Origin of the sequence: Desulfovibrio desulfuricans DSM 642 (assembly GCF_000420465.1) — a bacterium.
Taxonomy (GTDB): Bacteria; Desulfobacterota; Desulfovibrionia; order Desulfovibrionales; family Desulfovibrionaceae; genus Desulfovibrio; species Desulfovibrio desulfuricans.
This window is the reverse complement of sequence record NZ_ATUZ01000015.1, coordinates 251,862-272,597: the sequence shown is the minus strand read 5'-3', so window position 1 is coordinate 272,597 and position 20,736 is coordinate 251,862. Positions and strand designations below refer to the sequence as shown.

At 58.1% G+C, this 20,736-nt stretch carries 18 protein-coding genes and 1 tRNA gene; 14 read left to right on the top strand and 5 right to left on the bottom strand.

What is annotated here, in order from left to right:
* The first annotated feature begins 139 nt into the window (after positions 1 to 139).
* The 14 genes from rpiB (at position 140) to G449_RS0110950 (ending at position 11,697) form a co-directional block, all read left to right on the top strand.
* Entirely contained in the window at positions 140 to 583 is a 444-nt protein-coding gene (gene rpiB, locus G449_RS0111015) for a ribose 5-phosphate isomerase B (protein WP_022659370.1), read from the top strand.
* A 9-nt stretch (positions 584 to 592) separates the two neighbouring features.
* On the top strand, positions 593 to 2,044 hold the full coding sequence (gene cysS, locus G449_RS0111010; RefSeq protein WP_022659369.1) for a cysteine--tRNA ligase: 1,452 nt from the start codon (positions 593 to 595) through the stop codon (positions 2,042 to 2,044).
* Between the two features lie 59 nt (positions 2,045 to 2,103).
* Entirely contained in the window at positions 2,104 to 3,513 is a 1,410-nt protein-coding gene (locus G449_RS0111005) for a beta-barrel assembly-enhancing protease (RefSeq protein ID WP_022659368.1), read from the top strand.
* 2 nt (positions 3,514 to 3,515) lie between these two features.
* A complete protein-coding gene (hslV, locus tag G449_RS0111000; protein WP_027180930.1) occupies positions 3,516 to 4,049 on the top strand; it encodes an ATP-dependent protease subunit HslV in 534 nt (177 codons plus the stop codon).
* 30 nt (positions 4,050 to 4,079) lie between these two features.
* Positions 4,080 to 4,958 (top strand): 4-(cytidine 5'-diphospho)-2-C-methyl-D-erythritol kinase, encoded by an 879-nt coding sequence (ispE, locus tag G449_RS0110995; protein ID WP_022659366.1) that lies wholly within the window; start codon positions 4,080 to 4,082, stop codon positions 4,956 to 4,958.
* 5 nt (positions 4,959 to 4,963) lie between these two features.
* A tRNA-Gln gene (locus tag G449_RS0110990) sits at positions 4,964 to 5,038 on the top strand.
* Between the two features lie 147 nt (positions 5,039 to 5,185).
* On the top strand, positions 5,186 to 6,133 hold the full coding sequence (locus G449_RS0110985) for a ribose-phosphate diphosphokinase (protein ID WP_022659365.1): 948 nt from the start codon (positions 5,186 to 5,188) through the stop codon (positions 6,131 to 6,133).
* A gap of 109 nt (positions 6,134 to 6,242) precedes the next feature.
* Entirely contained in the window at positions 6,243 to 6,833 is a 591-nt protein-coding gene (locus G449_RS0110980) for a 50S ribosomal protein L25/general stress protein Ctc (RefSeq protein ID WP_022659364.1), read from the top strand.
* A 95-nt stretch (positions 6,834 to 6,928) separates the two neighbouring features.
* Entirely contained in the window at positions 6,929 to 7,813 is an 885-nt protein-coding gene (locus G449_RS0110975) for an alpha/beta hydrolase (RefSeq protein ID WP_022659363.1), read from the top strand.
* A 154-nt stretch (positions 7,814 to 7,967) separates the two neighbouring features.
* Entirely contained in the window at positions 7,968 to 8,564 is a 597-nt protein-coding gene (gene pth / locus G449_RS0110970) for an aminoacyl-tRNA hydrolase (protein WP_022659362.1), read from the top strand.
* A gap of 307 nt (positions 8,565 to 8,871) precedes the next feature.
* Entirely contained in the window at positions 8,872 to 9,387 is a 516-nt protein-coding gene (locus G449_RS0110965) for a CarD family transcriptional regulator (protein ID WP_027180929.1), read from the top strand.
* 183 nt (positions 9,388 to 9,570) lie between these two features.
* Positions 9,571 to 10,866, top strand: a complete 1,296-nt coding sequence (gene rho, locus G449_RS0110960) for a transcription termination factor Rho (protein WP_022659360.1) — start codon at positions 9,571 to 9,573, stop codon at positions 10,864 to 10,866.
* 160 nt (positions 10,867 to 11,026) lie between these two features.
* Entirely contained in the window at positions 11,027 to 11,236 is a 210-nt protein-coding gene (locus G449_RS0110955) for a twin-arginine translocase TatA/TatE family subunit (protein WP_022659359.1), read from the top strand.
* Positions 11,237 to 11,265: 29 nt separating this feature from the next.
* Positions 11,266 to 11,697 (top strand): ACT domain-containing protein, encoded by a 432-nt coding sequence (locus G449_RS0110950; RefSeq protein ID WP_022659358.1) that lies wholly within the window; start codon positions 11,266 to 11,268, stop codon positions 11,695 to 11,697.
* Between the two features lie 210 nt (positions 11,698 to 11,907).
* Here the strand turns inward: G449_RS0110950 and G449_RS0110945 are convergent, their stop codons facing one another.
* From G449_RS0110945 to G449_RS0110925, 5 genes are all read right to left on the bottom strand, one after another.
* Positions 11,908 to 13,218, bottom strand: coding sequence for a tetratricopeptide repeat protein (locus tag G449_RS0110945; protein WP_027180927.1), 1,311 nt, complete (start codon positions 13,216 to 13,218; stop codon positions 11,908 to 11,910).
* Positions 13,219 to 13,293: 75 nt separating this feature from the next.
* Positions 13,294 to 14,349, bottom strand: a complete 1,056-nt coding sequence (locus tag G449_RS17845; RefSeq protein WP_051135434.1) for a FecR family protein — start codon at positions 14,347 to 14,349, stop codon at positions 13,294 to 13,296.
* Positions 14,350 to 14,376: 27 nt separating this feature from the next.
* Positions 14,377 to 16,575 (bottom strand): CHASE2 domain-containing protein, encoded by a 2,199-nt coding sequence (locus G449_RS0110935; protein ID WP_022659355.1) that lies wholly within the window; start codon positions 16,573 to 16,575, stop codon positions 14,377 to 14,379.
* Positions 16,572 to 18,626, bottom strand: a complete 2,055-nt coding sequence (locus tag G449_RS0110930) for an HD domain-containing phosphohydrolase (RefSeq protein WP_022659354.1) — start codon at positions 18,624 to 18,626, stop codon at positions 16,572 to 16,574. The genes G449_RS0110935 and G449_RS0110930 overlap by 4 nt, the downstream gene beginning before the upstream one ends.
* Positions 18,627 to 18,856: 230 nt before the next feature.
* On the bottom strand, positions 18,857 to 20,635 hold the full coding sequence (locus G449_RS0110925; protein ID WP_022659353.1) for a formate--tetrahydrofolate ligase: 1,779 nt from the start codon (positions 20,633 to 20,635) through the stop codon (positions 18,857 to 18,859).
* Between the last annotated feature and the right edge of the window lie 101 nt (positions 20,636 to 20,736).

Here is a 20,736-nt window from a genome sequence, read left to right as displayed (position 1 = left end):
GGGCCTGACAGGCCGCGCCTGACGGCTGCGGCCCGGTATCGGGGCAACCCGCCTTAACCGCCAATACAGAAGTGTTAAATGCTCTAGCGGTGCGTCCGGCCAGTCCGGGCGCACCGTGCGTACCTTTGCAGGAGTATACATGCAGACCATTCATATTGCCTCAGACCACGCTGGCTATGCGCTGAAAGAACACCTTGTCCAGTTTCTTGCCCAGAAGGGCATCAACGTGGTGGACGACGGCACCCACTCCACCGAAAGCTGCGACTACCCCGTGCTGGCGCATAAGCTTTGCGCCGCAGTGGAAAAGGAGCAGGGAACAGGCATTCTCATTTGCGGTACAGGCATAGGCATTTCCATTGCCGCCAACCGCCACTCCGGCATCCGCGCGGCCCTGTGCGCCACAGAGCTTCAGGCGCGCCTGTCGCGCCAGCACAACAACGCCAATGTGCTTTGCCTTGGCGCACGCATCATCGGCGTGGAACTGGCACAGGCCATTGTGGAGGCATTTCTGGGCGCTTCCTTTGAAGGCGGCAGGCACCAGCGCCGCATCGACATGATCAATCTTCCCGGTCAGGCCGGGTAAGGGATATACATGCTGCTCTACAATACCCTGGGCCGTAAGAAGGAAGAATTTGTTCCCGCTCATCCGGGCAAGGCAAACATGTATGTTTGCGGCATAACGGCCTATGATCTTTGCCATATCGGGCATGCGCGTTCCGCCCTGGTTTTTGACGTGCTCGTGCGGCAGTTGCGCCATACAGGGCTTGAAGTCCGCTTTGTGCGCAATTTTACGGACGTGGACGACAAGATCATCAACCGCGCCAACAAGGAAGGCCGCGACTGGCGCGAGGTTGCCCAGACCTACATAACCGCCTTCCATGAAGACATGGATCGTCTGGGCGTGCTGCGGGCCGATGAAGAACCCCGCGCCACCGACTTTATCCCGCAGATTCAGGCCATCTGCTCCACTCTTATTGATTCGGGCAAGGCCTACGCCACTCCCTCCGGGGACGTGTATTTTCGAGTGCGGGCTTACGAACCCTACGGCAAACTCTCTGGCCGCAGCCTGGACGATCTGCTCTCCGGCGCCCGCGTGGCGCCCGGCGAAGAAAAGGAAGATCCCCTGGATTTCGCCCTGTGGAAAGCCGCCAAGCCCGGCGAACCGTTCTGGGAAAGCCCCTGGGGCAAGGGCCGTCCCGGCTGGCATATCGAATGCTCGGCCATGAGCCAGCCCTATCTGCCGCTGGACATTCACGGCGGCGGGCAGGATCTTATCTTCCCGCATCACGAGAACGAGATTGCCCAGTCCGAGGCCGCCTGCGCCTGCTCGCTGGCCCGCTACTGGGTGCATAACGGCTTTGTGCAGGTAAATGCGGAAAAGATGTCCAAATCCCTGGGCAACTTCAAGACCATCCGCGATATTCTTGAAAACTATCTGCCTGAAACCCTGCGCTTTTTCCTGCTGGGCAAGCACTACCGCAGCCCCATCGACTTTACCGCCGACAGCATGGACGAAGCGGAAAAAGCCCAGCACCGCGTGTTCACAGCCCTGCACGAGGCGGGCAAGGCCCTTGCCCGCGACAAGTGGAAAAAAACGCCCCTCCCGCAGGAAATGGCCGAGGAATGGGCCACGCTGCCCAAGGCCTTTGACGCCGCCCTTGAGGACGACATCAATACGGCACAGGCCCTTGGGCAGGTATTTGCACAGGTGCGCCTTGTGAACCGGCTGCTGGAAGACAAGGCCCTGCGCGCAGCCGAAGCCGGACGCGACCTCTTGCAGGAATTTCTTGCCCGCGCGCAGGAATGGGACAAGCGCCTTGGCCTCTTTGGGCAGGCCCCGCAGGCTTTTCTGGCTGATTTGCGCTGCCAGCGCGCCACACGCGGCAAGATTGACGTGGCCCGAGTGGAAGAACTGATGCTCGCCCGTCAGGAAGCCCGCGCCAGCAAGGACTTTGCCCGCTCGGATTCGCTGCGGCAGGAAATTCTTGATCTGGGCGTCAGCGTACGCGACACCCCCGAAGGTCAGGTTTGGGATCTGGAATAAGCCGCTGCCCGCGCCGGTCTCCGGCGCGGGCGCTTTTACTGCGGCATCATGAGGACGCCATGTTGCATCGTGTTGCCCTGCGCCGTTTTATGGCGCTGTTTGTTCTGCTGGCATTTCTGTCAGCCCAGCTTGTGGCCGTACCGGCCCAGGCCTTCTTTTTCGGCGGCGTCACCATCAAGGACGAAAAGGAGATGGGCCACAAGTTTGACGTGATGATCCGCGCAAACATGCCCATTGTGGAAGACCCTGAGGTAAGCCAGTACGTCAACCAGATCGTGGATCGTCTGGTCAAAAAGATTCCGCCGCAGCCCTTCAATTTCAAAGCCGCCGTTATCCTGCACAATTCGCTCAACGCCTTTGCCATTCCCGGCGGCTACGTATACGTGTTCACCGGCCTTATCATGAACATGGACAAGGAAGAAGAGCTTGCGGGCGTGCTTGCCCACGAACTGGCGCACGTAACCCAGCACCACGTGGCTTCGCGCCTTGAGCGCGCGCAGTTTGTGACTCTTGGCTCCCTGCTGCTGGCCATTGCGGGCGTGGCGGTGGGCGGTTCCAGCGGCGGCGCGATTGCTGTGGGCGCGCTGGGGGCCGGGCAGTCGGCCATGCTCAACTACAGCCGCATGGACGAAACCGAAGCCGACCAGATTGGCCTGCAATACCTTGTGGCCGCGGGCTATCCCCCGCAGGGCATGGTGGGCGGCTTCAAGGTGCTGCGCCAGAAAAGCTGGATGAGCGGCACCAGTGTGCCTACCTACCTTTCTACCCACCCTGCCATCGGCGACCGCATCAACGGGCTTCAGGCCCGCATCGAGGGCATGGGCAAGTCTGTGCAGGGCCGTACGCAGGACAATACCAAATTTATCCGCGTCAAAACGCTCCTCTGGGCGCGCTATGGCGATGCGCAGGCTGCGCAGCAGCGTTTTTCGGGCAAGGACGGCCTTTCATGCATGGGGCGCGGCATTGTGCTGGCCCGCACCAATCGGGTTGCCGAGGCCAGCAAGGCCTTTGACGAAGCCCTCGCCGCCTCGCCCAACGACCCTCTGGTGCTGCGCGAGGCTGGCGCATTCCACTATCGCAAGGGCGACATGAGCCGTGCTGATGGCTTGCTGCGTCAGGCCATGCGCCTTGACCCGCGCGACTACATGGCCTCTTTTTTCTATGCCCGCATGCTTGACGAAACGGGCAGGCAGGCGCAGGCCGCGCAGTATTATAAAGATGTGCTGCGCTACGTGCCGGAAGACGCCGAAGTTCACGAGGCCTATGCCCGCTCGCTCGGTAAAACGGGCGACACTGCCGGGGCCTATATCCACATGGCGTACAGCGCCCTGTATTCCAACAACAAAAAACAGGCCGAGCGCTACTTTAACCAGGCCAAAGCCTTATCGGGCAAATCTGCAAATCCGCGCGATTTTCAAAAGCTTGAGGCCGCCTACAAAGAGCGCAAGGAAATATGGGAAAAGAACTGATGATGGATACGCATGCCACAACAATACTGGCAGTGAGAAAGAATGGCCGCGTGGCCATTGCTGGCGATGGTCAGGTGACCCTCGGCCAGAATATGATCATGAAGCACGGCGCGCAGAAGGTGCGGCGGCTGTATGACGGCAAGATCCTGGCGGGTTTTGCCGGGGCCACAGCCGATGCCTTTACCCTGTTTGAACTTTTTGAAGCCAAGCTCAAGGAATTGCGCGGCAACATGGTTCGCGCCGCCGTTGAAATGACCAAGGAGTGGCGCAAGGACAAATACCTGCGCAAGCTCGAAGCCATGCTCCTGCTGGCAGACAGCGAACACATCCTCGTGCTGTCGGGCACGGGCGATGTCATTGAACCGGACGACGAGGTTGCAGCCATTGGCAGCGGCGGCCCCTATGCCCTTGCCGCAGCGCGGGCGCTTGCCCGGCACAGCGACATGGATGCGGAGGCCATTGCCCGCGAGGCCATGCGCATCGCCTCGGAAATCTGCGTGTACACCAACGGCAACCTCACGGTTGAAACGCTGTAGCCCTCAATCGCCACAGGAGCGGAAAAATCCATGAGCGTAGTTATTGCCGGGTGCAAGGTTAATCTTGGTTTGCGCATCACGGGCGTGCGGGAAAACGGGTATCATGAGCTGGACTCCCTTTTCTGGCCTCTGCCCCGCCCCTGCGATCGCCTGCACATACGTGAAACCGGCGCTGCCGGTCTGGTTGTGCAATGTGATGCCCCCGGCATTGACCTTGAGAACAACACCCTCACCAAGGCCTACGCCGCCCTCGCCAAACGTGTGCCCAACCTGCCCGGGCTTGAAGTGCGCCTGAACAAGGGCATTCCCGCTGGCGCAGGTCTTGGCGGCGGCAGCAGCGATGCGGCGGCCCTGCTGCGCTGGCTCAACAACAGGGTATCCAGCCCGCTTGACGATCAGGCGCTGGCAGAGGTTGCCCTCACTGTTGGCGCGGACACGCCGTTTTTCCTTATTAACAAACCCTGCCGGGTGCGGGGCGTTGGCGAGATCATCGAGCCATGCGGGGGTGATGCGCTTGCAGGCATACACCTTGTTCTGGTATGCTCCCAAATTCATGCTTCCACCCCCCAGGCATACGCCGATTATGACGCCGCGCTCAAGGCCTCAAACACGGTTTCTGGGCAAAATTGCTTGACAAAGACGGAAAGCAAGGCTAATGGAACTTTTCTCTCCGGGGTGCGGACAGAGTTGAGCATTCACAACGACCTTGAGGACGTTGTATTTTCTCGCCATCCACAGCTTGCAGAAATCAAGGCGAACTTGCTGCGCCTTGGGGCTGGAGCCGTAGCCATGAGTGGCAGCGGCTCAAGCATTGTGGCGCTTTTCCCACATGAGTTCCATGTGGAATCTCAGGCGGCTGCCGCCATGCTGCAAGGAGAGAACAGGCGCGTATACGCGCACGTGCTGTGAAACACTGGGATGTAGCCAAGTGGTAAGGCAACGGGTTTTGGCTCCGTCATTCGAAGGTTCGAACCCTTCCATCCCAGCCACACGCTGCTGTATCGCGTCTGGGGCGTCTGACCGCGCCTTCCGTCGATTTGTCGGCGGCCTGGCAATAAAGCGCCGCCTTTCTTCCGGCGACGGCAGCAAGAATGTATAACCGTAAGTGCTCTTTGGCGCGCAAGGCAGGGCGGTTCATGTACAGCGATCTTAAGATCGTCACCGGGTCCTCCAATCCGGATTTGGCCAAGGCCATCTGCAACCATCTGGGGTGTCAACTCACGCCCACGCTGGCTACCACGTTCAGCGACGGCGAGTTGCGGATCGAAATAGGCGACAATGTTCGCGGTGATGACGTTTTTGTGGTGCAGCCCACCTGCCCCCCGACCGTCAACCGCAATCTGGTGCAGCTCTGCCTTATGCTTGATGCCCTCAAAAGGGCCAGCGCAGGCAGAATTACCGCCGTTATCCCTTACTACGGCTATGCGCGCCAGGATCGCAAGGTCAGCCCCCGTGCGCCCATCAGCGCCAAAATGGTGGCCGATTTTATCAGCGTTGCCGGTGCGGAACGCGTGGTCACCATTGACCTTCACGCGGGACAGATTCAGGGTTACTTTGACTGCCCGGTGGACAACCTGTTTGCCGTGCCTGTCATGCTTGAAGCGCTGCGGCGGCTGCACGATGACAACATCGTGATCGTGTCGCCCGATGCTGGCGGTGTTGAGCGCGCCCGCGCCTATGCCAAAAGGCTCAACGCGCCGCTGGCCATTGTGGACAAACGCCGCGACAAGCCCAATCAGGCACAGGCCATGCATGTTATCGGCGAGGTGAAAGGCCGTATTGCCATTGTGGTGGACGACATGATCGACACCGCTGGCACGCTGTGCGCTGGTGCTGACGTGCTGCTCAAAAACGGCGCTACCAAGATTGTGGCCTGCGCCACCCACGGTGTTTTGTCTGGCCCGGCCATTGAGCGCATCAACAGCACCGAGGCGCTTTCAAAGTTATTTGTCACAGACACCATCCCCATGGGCGACAAGCTTGAGCGTTGCCCAAAGCTGGAGGTTGTTTCTGTGGCTGCCCTTCTGGGCAAGACTATCCACAACATCCATACCGGTTCATCCGTGAGCGTGTTGTTTGTGTAACCCGCTTTATGCGGTTTGCGTATAGACCCAAGCCTGCCCGCAAGGGCCGGTTCCATAATAACAGAACTTTTTCCGCACGTTTCGGCTGCGGTAAGCCAAGGAGCAGGACATGAATATTGAAAAGACTTTGAGCGTGCAGAAGCGCGAAGGTAGCGGTAAAGGCGCCAGTGGCCGTCTGCGTACCCAGGATCTGATCCCCGGCGTGTTCTACACCGCCAAGGGTGACAACATCTCTGTGCAGGCTCCTGCCCTGCCGCTGGAAAAGATTTTTGCCGAAGCCGGTCGTACCTCGGTGTTCAACCTCGAGATTGACGACAACGGTCAGAAGTCCGTGCATCCCGTGATCATCTGGGACGTGCAGTACCATCCCTACAAGAAGGAATTCTGCCACATCGACTACTACGGCGTGGATCTGGACAAGCCCGTGACCGTTGACGTGCCCGTGGAATTTGTGGGTGTGTCGCGCGGCGTGAAGCTTGGCGGCCAGCTTGAAACCTACCGCGAAGTCGTGCGCCTGTGCAGCAAGCCCCTGGACATGCCCAAAAAGATCGTTGTTGATGTGGCCCCCATGGACATCAACACCACCATCTGCGTGGGCGACCTGCCCCTGCCCGAAAACGTCAAGGCCATTTACGACCAGAACTTCGCCATCGTCAGCGTTCTTTCCAAGGCCAAGGAAACCGCTGAAGCCGCCGAATAAGACTGTTTGACGCAAAGCCCGATCATCGGGCCTTTGTGCGACTGTATTGGCCGGTTCCTTGCGGGACCGGCCTCATTTTATGTACGCATGGCGCCATGAACAAACCAGCCTTTGTCACGCACAAGCTGTCTGCCCATAACCGGGAACTGCAGCTCGAACTCTGGCCCAATCATGGGGCCGGGGTCATGCTGTTTTATCCTGGCACCATGCTGTCGCCCCTTCAGTACCGGCCCATGATCGCCGCCTTGCAGCAAGCGGGCTTTGCCGTTGCCGCAGTGCATTTTACCGGGCACGGTCTGAACCGCCACAGCGCGGGCTTCTGCTTTGACGACCTGCGGCAAAACTGCCAGGACGCCGAGGCATGGCTGCGTGATGCGGGCCATGCCCATATTGCGGTATGCGGGCACAGCCAGGGCGGCATACTCGCATTGGCGCATGCTGCGGCATCCCCCGGCCTTACGGCGGCATTTCCCATTACCGGGGTGCTGCCCCAGATGCGCGAGGCTGTATATCTGACGCGTTTTGCCGGTCTGGCTGACCGCAGAGCAGATATTGAGCGTGTTTTCTGCACGCTTGCGCGCTGGCTGCCGTGGCTGCCCATGCCCTTGCACGCCTACCTTAATCCCTGGCGGATTATTTCCGGCGCGCGGCGAACTGTGAGCAACCGCCGCAGGACGCGGCTGACGTATCCTCTGAGTTTTCTGGCCAGCCTGTTCAACACGCGTCTGCCAGAGGAACTGCGTTGCCCCCTGTATTTTTTCAGCGCGCAGAACGATGCCCTGTTTACGCCAGCCATCATCCAGACCACCTTTGACTGCCTCAAGGCACCGTCCAAAAAGCTGGTATGGCTGCCCGGCGGCGGGCATCTGGCCGCCATGAATCCCCCGCTGTGCCGCTTTATGGCCCGCACCGCAGCAGCTGCCTGCGCGGGCCTGGGCCTGCCCCTGCACCTTGAGCAGACTAGAGCAGATAAACTTTAAAAATATACATTTTCAAAGTTTAAGATACGCCGGTTCCGGCATTTAACGCGCAAGTAAATTGCGCTTATACCTTCACGGCGAGTGCCTGCTCTCGCAGTCACCAGAGCAATTTCAAAATGAAATTGCTCTAAAATCGCCCCCGGAGGGGCATACAATGGACTATAAAGGCGTTATCGTAGGCTTGGGCAATCCCGGCGCCAAATACGACCATACACGTCATAACTGCGGTTTTGATTTTGTGACCTATCTGGTTGAGCTCGCCGCCAGAGACGGCGAAGCGAGTCAGCAGAATGGCGGCAAATTTTCATGCGAATTATGGCGCTTGCGCCTGCCAAAGCTTGGGGGCTTGTGGCTTGCGGCCAAACCGCAGACATTCATGAACCTGAGCGGCCAGTGCGTGCAGCCGCTGCTCGCCTGGCACAAACTCAAGCCGCACGATCTTGTTGTTGTACATGACGAACTGGACATCCCCGCCGGGGAGCTTCGCTTCAAACTTGGCGGGGGTAATGCCGGGCATAATGGGCTGAAATCCATCACAGAACTTTTGGGAACGCCAGATTTTTACCGCTTGCGCATGGGGATTGGTCGGCCCCCTCACAAGGGTGACGTGACAAACTGGGTGCTGGGCCGACCTGAAGGCGAAGATGCAAAAAACATTGAAAATTCGATGGAACTTGCCGCCGATACATTGTTTGCCTTTGCCGATAAAGGACTCGACAGCGCTGTTCGCGCTGCGCGAAAGGCATCCTGAGCAGTACCGTGCAGTGCTGCCTTTTGATAATGGCTTTCTGTAACCGTCGGTTTTGCAATCAATTTGCATCGAGCCAATGCTGTAAACCCTCTGCAACAGTGCCTGCGCACTGCCATGCTGGCCCGGTCAAATGCCCATTGCCCCAAATATGAGCAAAATACTTTTTCAACTGGACTCCTGCTCATTCTTGGACTAGGATATTTGAAGAGTCGGTTTCCGACTCTTCAATACTTCATTTAATTCGCGACTTCCAGCTATCGCTCCAGGTCTCGTTTATTTGCGCCTTTTGGGGCGTTTTGGTGGCATCATGTTCACTCCGGACGATCTCGTTGTATATCCTGCCCAAGGTGTGGGCCAAATAGAACGCATAGACAGCAAAACCGTTGGGGGGCTTGTCTGTGAGCTCTATATTGTGCGCATTCGGGCAAACAACGTCACGCTGATGGTTCCGGTAAACAATGCCGCGCATGTGGGCCTGCGCACCCTCACGCCCAAGGATGAGGCCGCCACGATTCTTGAATCGCTCCGCAATGATTCGGGCAAGGTTGTGTACACGGGCCAGAACTGGAACCGCCGCTTCCGCGAATATTCCGAGCGGCTCAAAAGCCCCAGCCTTGCAATTGTGGCCGAAGTGCTGCGCGAGCTGCTGCTTATTGGCCGCAGCAAGGAACTTTCTTTTGGCGAACGGCGGCTTCAGGAGCAGGCCATGGGCCTTGTGACCGGCGAATTGTCAGAAGTTCTGGAAATTGCAGAAGGCAAGGTGCGCGACGAACTGCTTGAAATCTATGCGCCCCCGCCAGCACCCGAAGAAACTGCCAGCTAGTCCGCTTACCCCTTGACCGAAATTTTTGTGAACAGCGACGTATTTTTTGCTTGCCATTACAGAAAAGATGGGCTAATCGCATTTTCACACATCTTTTTTGTTCCCAATATCATCCGCCTACCACGCTACAATATGCAAATATTGTAAGCGTTACCCTGTGTCTTATCAAAATATCGGACTGTTATGCGCAAAAAGAAAGCTACTTCCACACTGTTGACCGACAGCGCCTTGAGCCTCACGGAGCTGAAGACGCGTAGCATGCAGGAACTCATGGAGCTGGCTGAGCAGTATGAAATTGAAAATGCCAGTTCCATGCGTAAGCAGGAGATCATTTTCGCTCTGCTTTCCACCTGTGCTTCACAAAACGGCGCCATTTACGGTGATGGCGTTCTTGAAATTCTGCCCGATGGCTTTGGCTTTTTGCGGTCGCCGTTGTGCAGCTACATGCCCGGCCCGGACGACATCTACGTGTCGCCCTCGCAGATCAGGCGGTTTTCTTTGCGCAAGGGTGATATAGTTTCCGGCCAGATCCGCCCCCCCAAGGAGGGCGAACGCTACTTTGCCCTGCTCAAGGTCACCGAGATCGGCTTTGAACCGCCGGAACACGCCAAGAACCTTGTTCTTTTTGACAACCTCACGCCCATCTATCCTGACCTCCAGCTCGTCATGGAAAATGGCGAGAAGAATCTTTCCAACCGCGTTATCGACATCATGGCGCCCATTGGCTGCGGACAGCGTGGCCTTATCGTGGCCCCGCCGCGCACGGGTAAAACAATCCTGCTGCAGTCGCTGGCCAATGCCATCAATGCCAATAACCCCGATGTTTACCTCATTGTGCTTTTGATTGACGAGCGCCCGGAAGAAGTTACCGACATGGAGCGCACAGTCAAAAAGGCCGAGGTTATCAGCTCCACCTTTGACGAACCGCCGCAGCGCCACGTGCAGGTATGCGAGATGGTGCTTGAAAAAGCCAAGCGCCTTGTGGAACGCAAGCGCGATGTTGTCATCCTGCTCGACTCCATCACCCGCCTGGGGCGCGCGTATAACGCTGTGACCCCTTCTTCAGGCCGGGTGCTCTCCGGTGGTCTTGACGCCAACGCCCTGCAACGGCCCAAGCGCTTTTTTGGCGCGGCCCGCAATATTGAAGAAGGCGGCAGCCTCACCATCATCGCTACGGCGCTTATCGACACTGGTTCCCGCATGGATGAAGTTATCTTTGAAGAATTCAAAGGTACCGGCAACATGGAAATCTACCTCGACCGCCACCTTTCGGAAAAACGCGTTTTCCCCGCCATCGACATCAACCGCACGGGCACCCGCAAGGAAGACCTGCTGCTGGCCGACGATGTGCTCAACCGCGTGTGGATTCTGCGCAAGATTCTTGCCCCTATGTCTTCCATCGACAGTATGGAATTTTTGCTGGACAAAATGCGCGCGACAAAATCCAACAAGGATTTCATGAACGCCATGGGCAAGTAAGCCCCCGGCCGCAGAGCAATGCAACTTGCCGCTCTGCGGCGCGTGGATGGAGCCGTCAACCCGGTCAGCTCCAGGTTTCACCTTGACCTTGGGTTTAGCAAGGCTTATCTTTTAGGGTGTAATTTGCATTATTGCCCAACTCTCAACGGAGGCTCCCCGCATGTTCGGCGTAAGCATGCCTGAATTATTGCTCTTACTTGTTGTGGTTCTGCTTGTTTTCGGGTCGAACAAACTGCCGGAAATCGGTGGTGGGCTGGGTCGGGCAATCCGCAACTTTCGCCGCTCTTCGACCGAGCCGGATGAAATTGACATAACCCCCAAGGATAAAAAGCAGCCCACGTCTACTGACGATCCCAATCACAAGGCATAGAACCGCCCGTTGAACTATAAGGATTTGTCATGAAAACGGAACAGCTTTCAGTTTTTCTGGAAAACCGGGCCGGCCGTCTGGCCGAGGTTACGCATACTCTGGCAGAGGCTGGCATCAACATTCGCGCGCTCTCGCTGGCCGATACTTCTGATTTCGGCATTCTGCGCATGATTGTATGCGACCATGATAAAGCCAAGGTTGTTTTGAAGGAAAAGGGGTTTACCCTTGGCCGCACAAGCGTTGTGGCCGTGGAAGTTCCGGACAACCCCGGCGGCCTTGATTCCGTTCTTCAGACGGTCTCCAAGAACGGCATCAACGTGGAATACATGTACGCCTTTGTGCAGCGCGAAGCTGAAAGCGCCGTCATGATCTTTCGCTTTGACAAGGTCGATCAGGCCATTGAAGTACTCAAGGCCCACAACTTTGTTATTATCCCGGCAGAGCGTCTCTGCGCCCGCTAGGGCGCTGCAGCAAGCCTCGGGCTTCAAGCTTAAAGAGCCGCTGTTACTGCGGCTCTTTTTTTGTCCCTGTTCCTCGCAGATTTTATGCAAAAGGGCTTGTGGTTTCCCACAAGCCCTTTTTTGTCGTGCATGAAGCTTACCTTGGAACTGATGACACGATAGATTCTTTGTCCCTGTCTGGGGCAAAGGGCAATAGCACTGTGACGGTTCCTAGAACGACCAGGCAACACCAAGCGAAACAAGGGACTGGTCGTATCTGTACAGCGGGCTTTCTGAATTGTTGTGGGTATACTGGTACGAAGTTTCAACAGACCATGCATCGGTAATGTGCCACGTAAGGACCGCGCCAGTGCGCCATTTCTGGTCAAGCCTGCTGGATGTTTCAAGTGCCGTTGCCGGGCCGTTGTACCAGTCGTTTTCAAAGGAAACAAAGGGGGCGAGTTCAAAGTCCTTGGGCAGCTTGAGCACCAGGCGGGCGCTGGCTTCCCATCCGGTGTAGCAGTAATCGGCCTTTTCCGGCGTGTTGCCGCCCACATAACTCAAGCCGACCATGATTTCATGGTTGCTCTCGCCAAAAAAACGTCGCACATACTGGCCCAGTGTCCAGTACGCGCCGTTGCGGTCGCCGTCCCTGGAGTATGCCCGCGAATCCAGCGTACCACGCGTAATGAGATGCCATGACGGCGAGACCGCCCAAAGCCATGTGGCTTCCGGGCCGGATGCCGTGACATTCTGGTACCACTGATAATCAAAAACTTCGCTCTTAAGGCGCAGATCAAACATGGTTGTGGGCGTGAGATGGCGAAGGCCCACAGCCGCCCTGCCCCATTCTGTAGTGCGGCTGTGCACATCATCAAGCGATGAATCTCCATTGCCGCGCGCCAGGCCCTGCGCATCGCCCACAATCCACCAGGGCGTATCCCGCTCGGCCTTCCAGCCCACATCAAGGTTTGCCCCAAGATACGCGCCAAAGGTGCCCTTGGCTTCCGAATCCGGCAGGCTGACACGCCACGTACCCAAATCCATGGTTGTGCTTGAAGGGCCAAATGTGGCGTTGGAGTCATACAGCAGACCAGTGCGGAGTTTGCCGTGCACCTGCCAATGATCGTAACGCTTTTCAAGCGAATCTAGCAGTCGGTCATTATCAGCCTTGCTGATATTGGGATTCAGCGACCGCATGGTTGCCATGGCTCGCTCCGCGCTGGCGCGGTCTTCAAGCGCCATGTAGGCCTGCGCCAGTTCGCTGTAGAGTACAGGCTCCGATGGATATTTTTCCGTAAGGCGCTCATAGGCCATTACAGCCTGATTGTACCGCCCGCAGCGCATGGAGCTGCGCGCCAGATTAAGGTTGATTTCATCATCGTCCGGCGCTTCACGCAGCAGGCGCATGTACATGTCGTATGCGGAAGCATATTTGCCCTGTTGCATGAGGGCAGCAGCATCAACCTTGGCAGATCCCACCGCCGTGCGCAGTGCGGGGGAATCATCTGCGGCGATGGCGGTACTGACCAGTAAAAGCATGCACAGGGGCACAAGCGCGAACCTACAGCAACAGGGCAACAGGTGGAATGGATTACGTATCATTGCTGGCTCAACCTATCGTTGCTTGCCGGAAAATGAACCAGATTCCCTCAAGCTGCCATCACTGTTATCAGTGATCTTGTAGCCGCCTGAAACAGACAGCCCAGATGCGTTGCGGGCGGCGGCGCCGTTCATGGATCCGGAATAATCATCCGCCGTGAATCCGCTAACATTCAGGCTTGAGCCGCTGATGCTTCCCCTGCCGCCCGTCATTGCCATAGGCGTGTCCGAATTGCCAGACTGCATGACGCCGTTGCTTACGGCGCCGCTTGTCAGATTGACCAGAAAACTGAACGATCCTGAGTACACTTCATTGGTCAGCGTACCAGACACATTGGCGTTGCCCGTCTGCCGGAAGCCCTCGCCCAGCGCCTGCGATACAATGGGCGTCTGCGCCAGCGTTGTGGGCGTAATAGGATTCCCCGCAATGGGTGACGGTGGTGCCAGCTGCGCTGTCGCGCCAGAGGCGGGGCTGTTGGCCGCCACGCTGCCAGACACCAGGTTATGGTCTGCTGGCGTCATGGGGGTAGGCGCGCCCTGCGGCAGGGTGATCTTGAAACCTGTCGGCACCAGCACGCCGTTAACAAAAACCTGCTTGGTGGTGTTGGTTACAAATACGGTTGTGGTGCCGTTGCCCACCTGAACGGCAAAGATGGTGCCGCGGATGCCTACGGTAGCATCTGGCGTAACCACTGAAAATCCATCAGGATTTTTTTCCACAATCTTGCCCGTGATAAAGCGGGCCACGCCCTGCCCCATTCTGGCCTTGAAAGCGGGGTTAGCGCCTTCTGCAACCACAGTTTCAAGGCTCAGGGACGTGTTGGAACCAAGCGCCACGGTAGTGTCGTCGTCAAAAAGAATCTGCGCGCGGCCTGTGGAGTCTGTAGTCAGCGTATCCTGATTCCCAACCGCGCTTTTCATGTCCAGCGCCACGGCCTGTCCATCCCTTTGAGCAGTAACGCCTGCCTTGAAGGAAATAACCTGTCCCACATCCTTGGCCGTGCATACGCCCCCGGCCAGCAAAGTCAGGCACAGGGCCAAAGCTCCGCGCCCCAGCATTGAACGAATCATTGTTCCCCCCACATCAACAGGATGTTTCTACTTACCTTCCATTGTCCAGATGCCGTCCCACCGGGCAGGCGGATTCTGCGCAAGCATAAGCGTGCGTTCATGATACAGACCAAACAGACGTATCGAGGGATAACTTTTGGTCAGCACGGCAAAGCCAGCCGCGGCCTTGGCAAAATCCCCCTTTTCATACAGTGCGCGCGCTGCGCTCCACTGCGGCATGGCTGCCTGAAAAATTCCATCCATACCCTGCCTCATGGGCCAGTAGATGCTGACAGGCCTCGTCTTGCCCTTCACGCGCAGCACGTCAAGATGAACAAAGGCAAAGGCATCCCCGCAGCCTTCCCTGGTGTCCCCGCTCACTACCACAGGCGCGCCATAGCGTTTGCACAGCCCCTCAAGGCGCGAGGCAAGATTCACATTATCGCCTATGAGGGTGTAGTTGATGAGATCGTCCGACCCCATGTTGCCCACATAGGCCTGACCGGTGTGAATGCCCGCGCCCATCGCAAGGCGTATGCCAAAGCTCGCCTCAATTTCGCCGTTCAGCGCCTCAAGCTGTTCCTGCATGCTCAGGGCGGCATCCACCGCCAGCGCAGGATGGCCCGGCACATCAAGGGGCGCGTTCCAGAAGGCCATGAGCGCATCACCGATGAACTTGTCCAGCGTTCCCTGCCGACTGCGCACAATGGCCGTCATGGGCGTAAAATAACGGTTCAGCAGTTGCACCACATCCTGCGGTGAAAGCGTTTCGGAAAGGCTTGTAAAACCCCGAATATCCGTGAACAGGATGGAAAGCTCACGGTTTTCGCCAGCCAGCAGATCGCCCTGCCGATTGCTGATCCGCTTGACCACTTCCGGCGATACATAGCGCGAAAACGCACGGCGCAGAACGATTTTCTGCTTTTCCTCCTGCCAGAAGCGCACACTCAGCAGCAAGCCGCCGCACAGCAGGGTGGTGAGCAGACCATAGAGGGGCGAGAGAAAGAGGCCGCCCATAAACAGCTGGCGTGAGGCCACAAGCGTAGCGCCCATCAGCGCCAGAGAGGACGGCACATATACGCGCGGCCCGGCAAAGCCAAAGGCAAGCGTTGCCGCGCAGGCCACAAAGGCGATTATCAGCGCCTGTGCACCCGGCCCCCAGGATGGCGACTGCACAAAATTGCCGCCGATCATGGCGTCTATGGCCGCCGCATGCACCTCCACCCCCGGCATCACCCTGTCAAAGGGCGTTGCGCGGATGTCGGCCAGACCGGGTGCGGACGTGCCCACAAAAACAATGCAACCGTCAATATCAGCCCGCTTTGCACTGCCATCCAGCACCTTGGCGGCGCTGATATACCGATAGGTATGCCGCCCCCCCTGAAAGGGAACCAGCATATAGCCCTCGCGCGAAACCGGAATTTTGAACTCCCCCGCCGCCACGCTGAAAAGCCCGTCCGGCCCTGTGTAAAGCCGCAGGGCATCAGCTCCCAGCGCGCGCATGAGGGCCTGCAAGGCCAGCGAGGGGTAAACGGCATCGCCAAGCCTGAGGAGCAGCGGAACCTGCCGCACAAGGCCATCAGCATCGGGCGACACATTCACAAAACCCACGGGGGCCTCGGTAAAAAGCTGCGGCAGGGGCAAAACTGCACCAAGGGCTGTCGGCAAATAGGCATCGAATGGGGGGGCGTCCTTGCCGCCCCGCGCTATCATGGCCGGAGGCTGTGGCATGGGGCCGGAATACGGCTCGCCCGCATAGCGGGCAAACGCGCCCAGCACCACGGGCGCGGCGCGCACGGAGGCGGCAAGCAAGGTATCAAAATCCCCAAGATATGAAGGCAGGCCCACAATTTCTAGCGTCACGCCCCTGTCTCGATAAAGCCCCTCGCGCATGCTCGCGGGCGAGGTTCTGTCCGGCTCTGCAAACATGATATCCAGCCCGATGGATGCAGCGCCGTTTTGCGCCAGCCTGTCTACAAGGTCGGCAACCAGATACCGGGGCCAGGGCCACTGCCCGTACCGGGCCAGGGATTCCTCGTCTATATCGACAACAAGGGGTACCGGAGAAGGCTCGCTTTGCCGCCGCAGAGGCAGCAGTGCATCGTAAATTCTCAGATCAAGGCGTTGCAGTGCCACAGGCTGCACAACATACAGAGCCAGCATGGCAAGGCCCCCGCACAGCCCCACAAGGGCGGTGAAAAGCCACGGCTGCCGTAGCAGCCGTTTCAGGGCATCTGCAATGTTCATGAAGCAGTATCGCGTTTTGCCTGTTCCGGCTCCGCATCAGGAAAGCGTTCATAGATTTTGGCGACAACGTCCATGATTTCTTCAAGGCATTCCACAAGCTGGGGGTCAAAATGGCTGCCCGCCTCCTCGCGCAAGAGGGCAAGAGCCTTTTCGTGCGGCCATGCTGCCTTGTACGAACGCGGGGAAACCAGCGCGTCAAACACATCGGCAATGGCGGTTATACGTGCCGCGAGGGGGATATCCTCCCCTTCCAGCCTGCCCGCGTCGCTTGGGCCTGCATAGCCCTTGCCGTTCCATTTCTGGTGGTGATGGTGGGCTATCTCGCAGGCAAAGATCATGAATCCGCCGCTCTGAGCCTCTGCCTCCAGAATACCCGAGCCAATAATCGTATGCGACCGCATGACGGCCATTTCTTCATCAGAGAGCTTACCCGGCTTTTTCAGCAGCAGATCGCTCACGCCCACCTTGCCTATGTCGTGCAGCATGGCGGCAAGGCGTATCTGGCTTTTGACGTGCAGGGTCACGTCCGGGTCAAGGCACAGGCGGTTGGCCCGCACCTGATACATTTCTGCGGCAATGGCGCCCACGCGCTCGGCATGGGGGCCAGTTTCGAGCGGGTCATGCACGGAGGCCAGCCGCACAAGCCTGTTGATGCTTGCCCGCACCAGATGGCTGCGTTCAAGGATATTGGCGATTTCGCGGGCCAGCACCCGTATGTGCCGCTCCATGTCGTGCGTGAACTTGCGGGGCTTGCCCGTGCGCGGATCAAGGCTGTTGATGAGCTGCATCACACCCGAGATGTGCCCCGCGTGGTCGTGAAAAGGCACCACGAGCATGGATTCCGTGTGGTATCCCGTGGCATTGTCAAAATCATCGCGGAACGAAAACGACAAATCCTTCGGCAAGGCGCGCACATCCACAATATTGAGCATTTCGCCCGTGCAGGCCGCATAGCCCGCAATGGAATGGGGATTGATGGGCAGGCGCGCCGAGGAATAGGCGAACTTTGAGGCAGTGTTTACAGAAAACAGACTGTCGTTGTGCGTATAGGCAAAGAGCAGATCTTCCCCATCAACAAGAAAAATGGTTCCGGCATCAGCCCGCGTGATCTCTCGGGATTTGGCGAGTATGCGGTCGAGCAGCGTGTTTTCGTCCTGATACTGCGAAAGGTCGTCCAGAAATCTGTCGAGCCAGTCGCTGAACTGAACCAGACCGCATTCCCCACAGGCCTGCTGCCTGGGCATGGGCAGGCTGAACCGCATGCCCTCACGCGCAAAGCACAGGCGCTGCCCGCTCATCTGGCAACTGTGCAAGGCCTCGCGCTGTAGTGCGTCTATCTGCGCGTCCCTCATATCCGGCGCATGGTGTGAAAGTACAATACAGCCCAACCCGGCAGCATGGCCCAGATCACGCCAGTCTTCCCAGCGGGAATGCCCCCAGCCTTCAATATAACTGGCCTTGCTGTACATGCTGTCCACAACAGCCAGATCCGCGCCTTCAAGCAGTTCGCGCGCCGCCTGCTGCACTTCATGGGCGCGGGTGATTTCATAATCGCCGGAGTACACAAAAATGGCATTGTCGGCGCAAACCCTGTAGGCAAGCGCGCCGCCGGGATGGTTGGCCGCTATGGCCGCAACCGCGACGCCATCGGCGGGATGCACCAGGTCACCGGGTTCAAGGCTGTGCCGCACAACGTTTCCGGCAAAGTCGCTGAATGGTATGGGGAACATGCCGTGGGCAAAGTGATTGTCCAGCACGTCCTCAAGCCAGACAGGAATATAGATGTGGGTTGTCCAGCGGGGGGAATGCAGGGGCGGAAAGAACCCCAGCCCCTGGATGTGGTCTGTATGCCCGTGCGAAATAAAAAGATGGCAGGTGCCGCTTTCCGGCAGGTTTTCGCCAGCCTGCCGCAGACCGGTGCCAGCATCGAAAAAGATGAGCGCCCCGTTGTCGGAACGCAGTTCAACGCAAGAGGTGTTGCCACCGTAAAACGACATGGCCGGAGCTGGCACGGCAATGCTGCCGCGCACGCCTCTGAGCACTACTTCCATGCGATCCTCCTGATGGATCAATACGGTGTTTTATAGTGCTAACCCTATGTCATCTGTAATTTTTTTCAAGCGGCAAAAACCGGCATATCTGATATTTGGTAATACTATCAACTATGAATAGAGCAGGTTGGAAAAATATTTCAGAAAAAAATTTTTTTGCTTATGAAAGGCAATAAAAGCGTTATCCGGCCAACCAACAGACCGGATAACGCTTTTATTGTATTGCTCGTCTAGAACACGCCGGTTACACGCCCTGTTGCCACATCCACATCTATGTTGCGGAAGGAGGGCCGGGAGCCAGTACCGGGCATAAGGCTGATGTCGCCCGCCACCGGAGCCACAAGGCCAGCGCCGCCAAAAAGCAGCACATCGCGCACATGCAGCCGCCAGGATGAAGGCACGCCCTTGCGCTTGGCGTCATCCGAAAGCGAATACTGGGTTTTGACCATGCACACGCCAAGCTCGTCCGCATCGGGGCGTTCCTGAAGCGCCTTGAGGCGCTGGGCGGCCATAGGTTCAAAATCCACGCCATCAGCGCCGTAAACCTCGCGGGCGATGCAGACAATGCGCTCGGCAATGGGCAGCTTCCAGTCGTAGAGCGGGCGGAAGTTCCGCTTGGGCGAATTGCAGGCGTCCATGACGGCATCTGCCAGTTCAAGCGCGCCTTCGCCGCCTTTTTCCCAGTGTTCAGAAACAGCCACGCTAGCCCCCGCCTTTTCGCAGATACGGCGAATAGCGTCAATTTCGGCGGGTTTGTCGGTATAAAACTTGTTGATGCACACCACAGAGGGCACACCGGAACGGCGCACAATGCCGATGTGGTGCAGCAGGTTGACGCAGCCGGCCTCCACCAGACCCACATCTTCCCGCAGATATTCTTCGGGCAGGGGCTGACCGGGGCGGGGCTGCGGCGCGCCGCCGTGGTGCTTGAGCGCCCGCACTGTCGCCACGATCACTGCCGCGTCAGGCGCAAGGCCGCTGTAACGGCACTTGAGGTTCCAGAATTTTTCGTAGCCCATTTCTGCGGCAAAGCCGGATTCGGTCACGTGGATGTCGCCAAGCTTCAGACCCACCCTGTCGGCAATAACCGAACTCTGTCCCAGAGCGATGTTGCCGAAGGGACCAGTATGCACCAGCACGGGCTGGCCCTCGATGGTCTGGATAAGGTTGGGCTTGATGGCCTCCACCAGCCAGGCGGTCATGGCACCGTCCACTTCAAGGTCGGCGGTGGTCACGGGCCTGCCATTACGGTCAAGGGCAAGCACCATGCGGCCCATGCGCTGCCGCAGATCGGCCAGATCGCGCGCCACGGAAAGGATGGACATAACCTCGGAAGCAACGGTGATGTCAAAGTGCGAGCGCATCATAAAGCCATCGTTGCGCCTGCCGTCGCCTTCCATACCGATAATCACGTTACGCAGAGTCTGGGCGCAAAAATCCATCACCCAACCGGTGCTGACGCGTGTGGGGTCAATATCCAGACGGCGCATGCCCGAGAGCCGCTCAAGGGTGGCGTCGTCATAGTTGCGCTCATGCTGCATGCGGGATGTGAGGGCCGTCATGGCAAGGTTGTGGGCCGCGCCCACTGCATGAATATCGCCCGTAAAGTTGAGGGAATACGGCGTGAGCGGGATGCACTGCGAAAGACCGCCGCCAGCGGCGGAACCCTTCATGCCCATGGTGGGACCGCCAGAAGGCTGGCGAATGGCGGCAGAAGACCGCAAGCCGCGCCGCGCAAGCCCCTGCACCAGACCGATTGTGGTGGTGGACTTGCCTTCGCCAAGGGGCGTGGGCGTGATGGCCGTAACGTCAACATATTTGCCGTTGGGGCGGCTCTCAAGCCTTTGCAGCACTTCCTGCTGCTCAATCTTGCCCATGTATCGCCCATAGGGCAGGACTTCTGAAGGTTCAAGCCCCATCTCGGCGGTCAGGGCCTCAAAAGTTTTCATATTCTGTTCGGCATCCAGGGCTATCTGCCAGTCCGGGTGCTTGGTGGGATCAAGAGTCATGCTGTCTCCATACAACAAAGAATTGGCAAAATGGTAAGGGCCGCCAGCTGGGGCGTCAAGCCCGGGGCATCAGGCATCGCGGCGGCCTTGCGGCTGTAGAC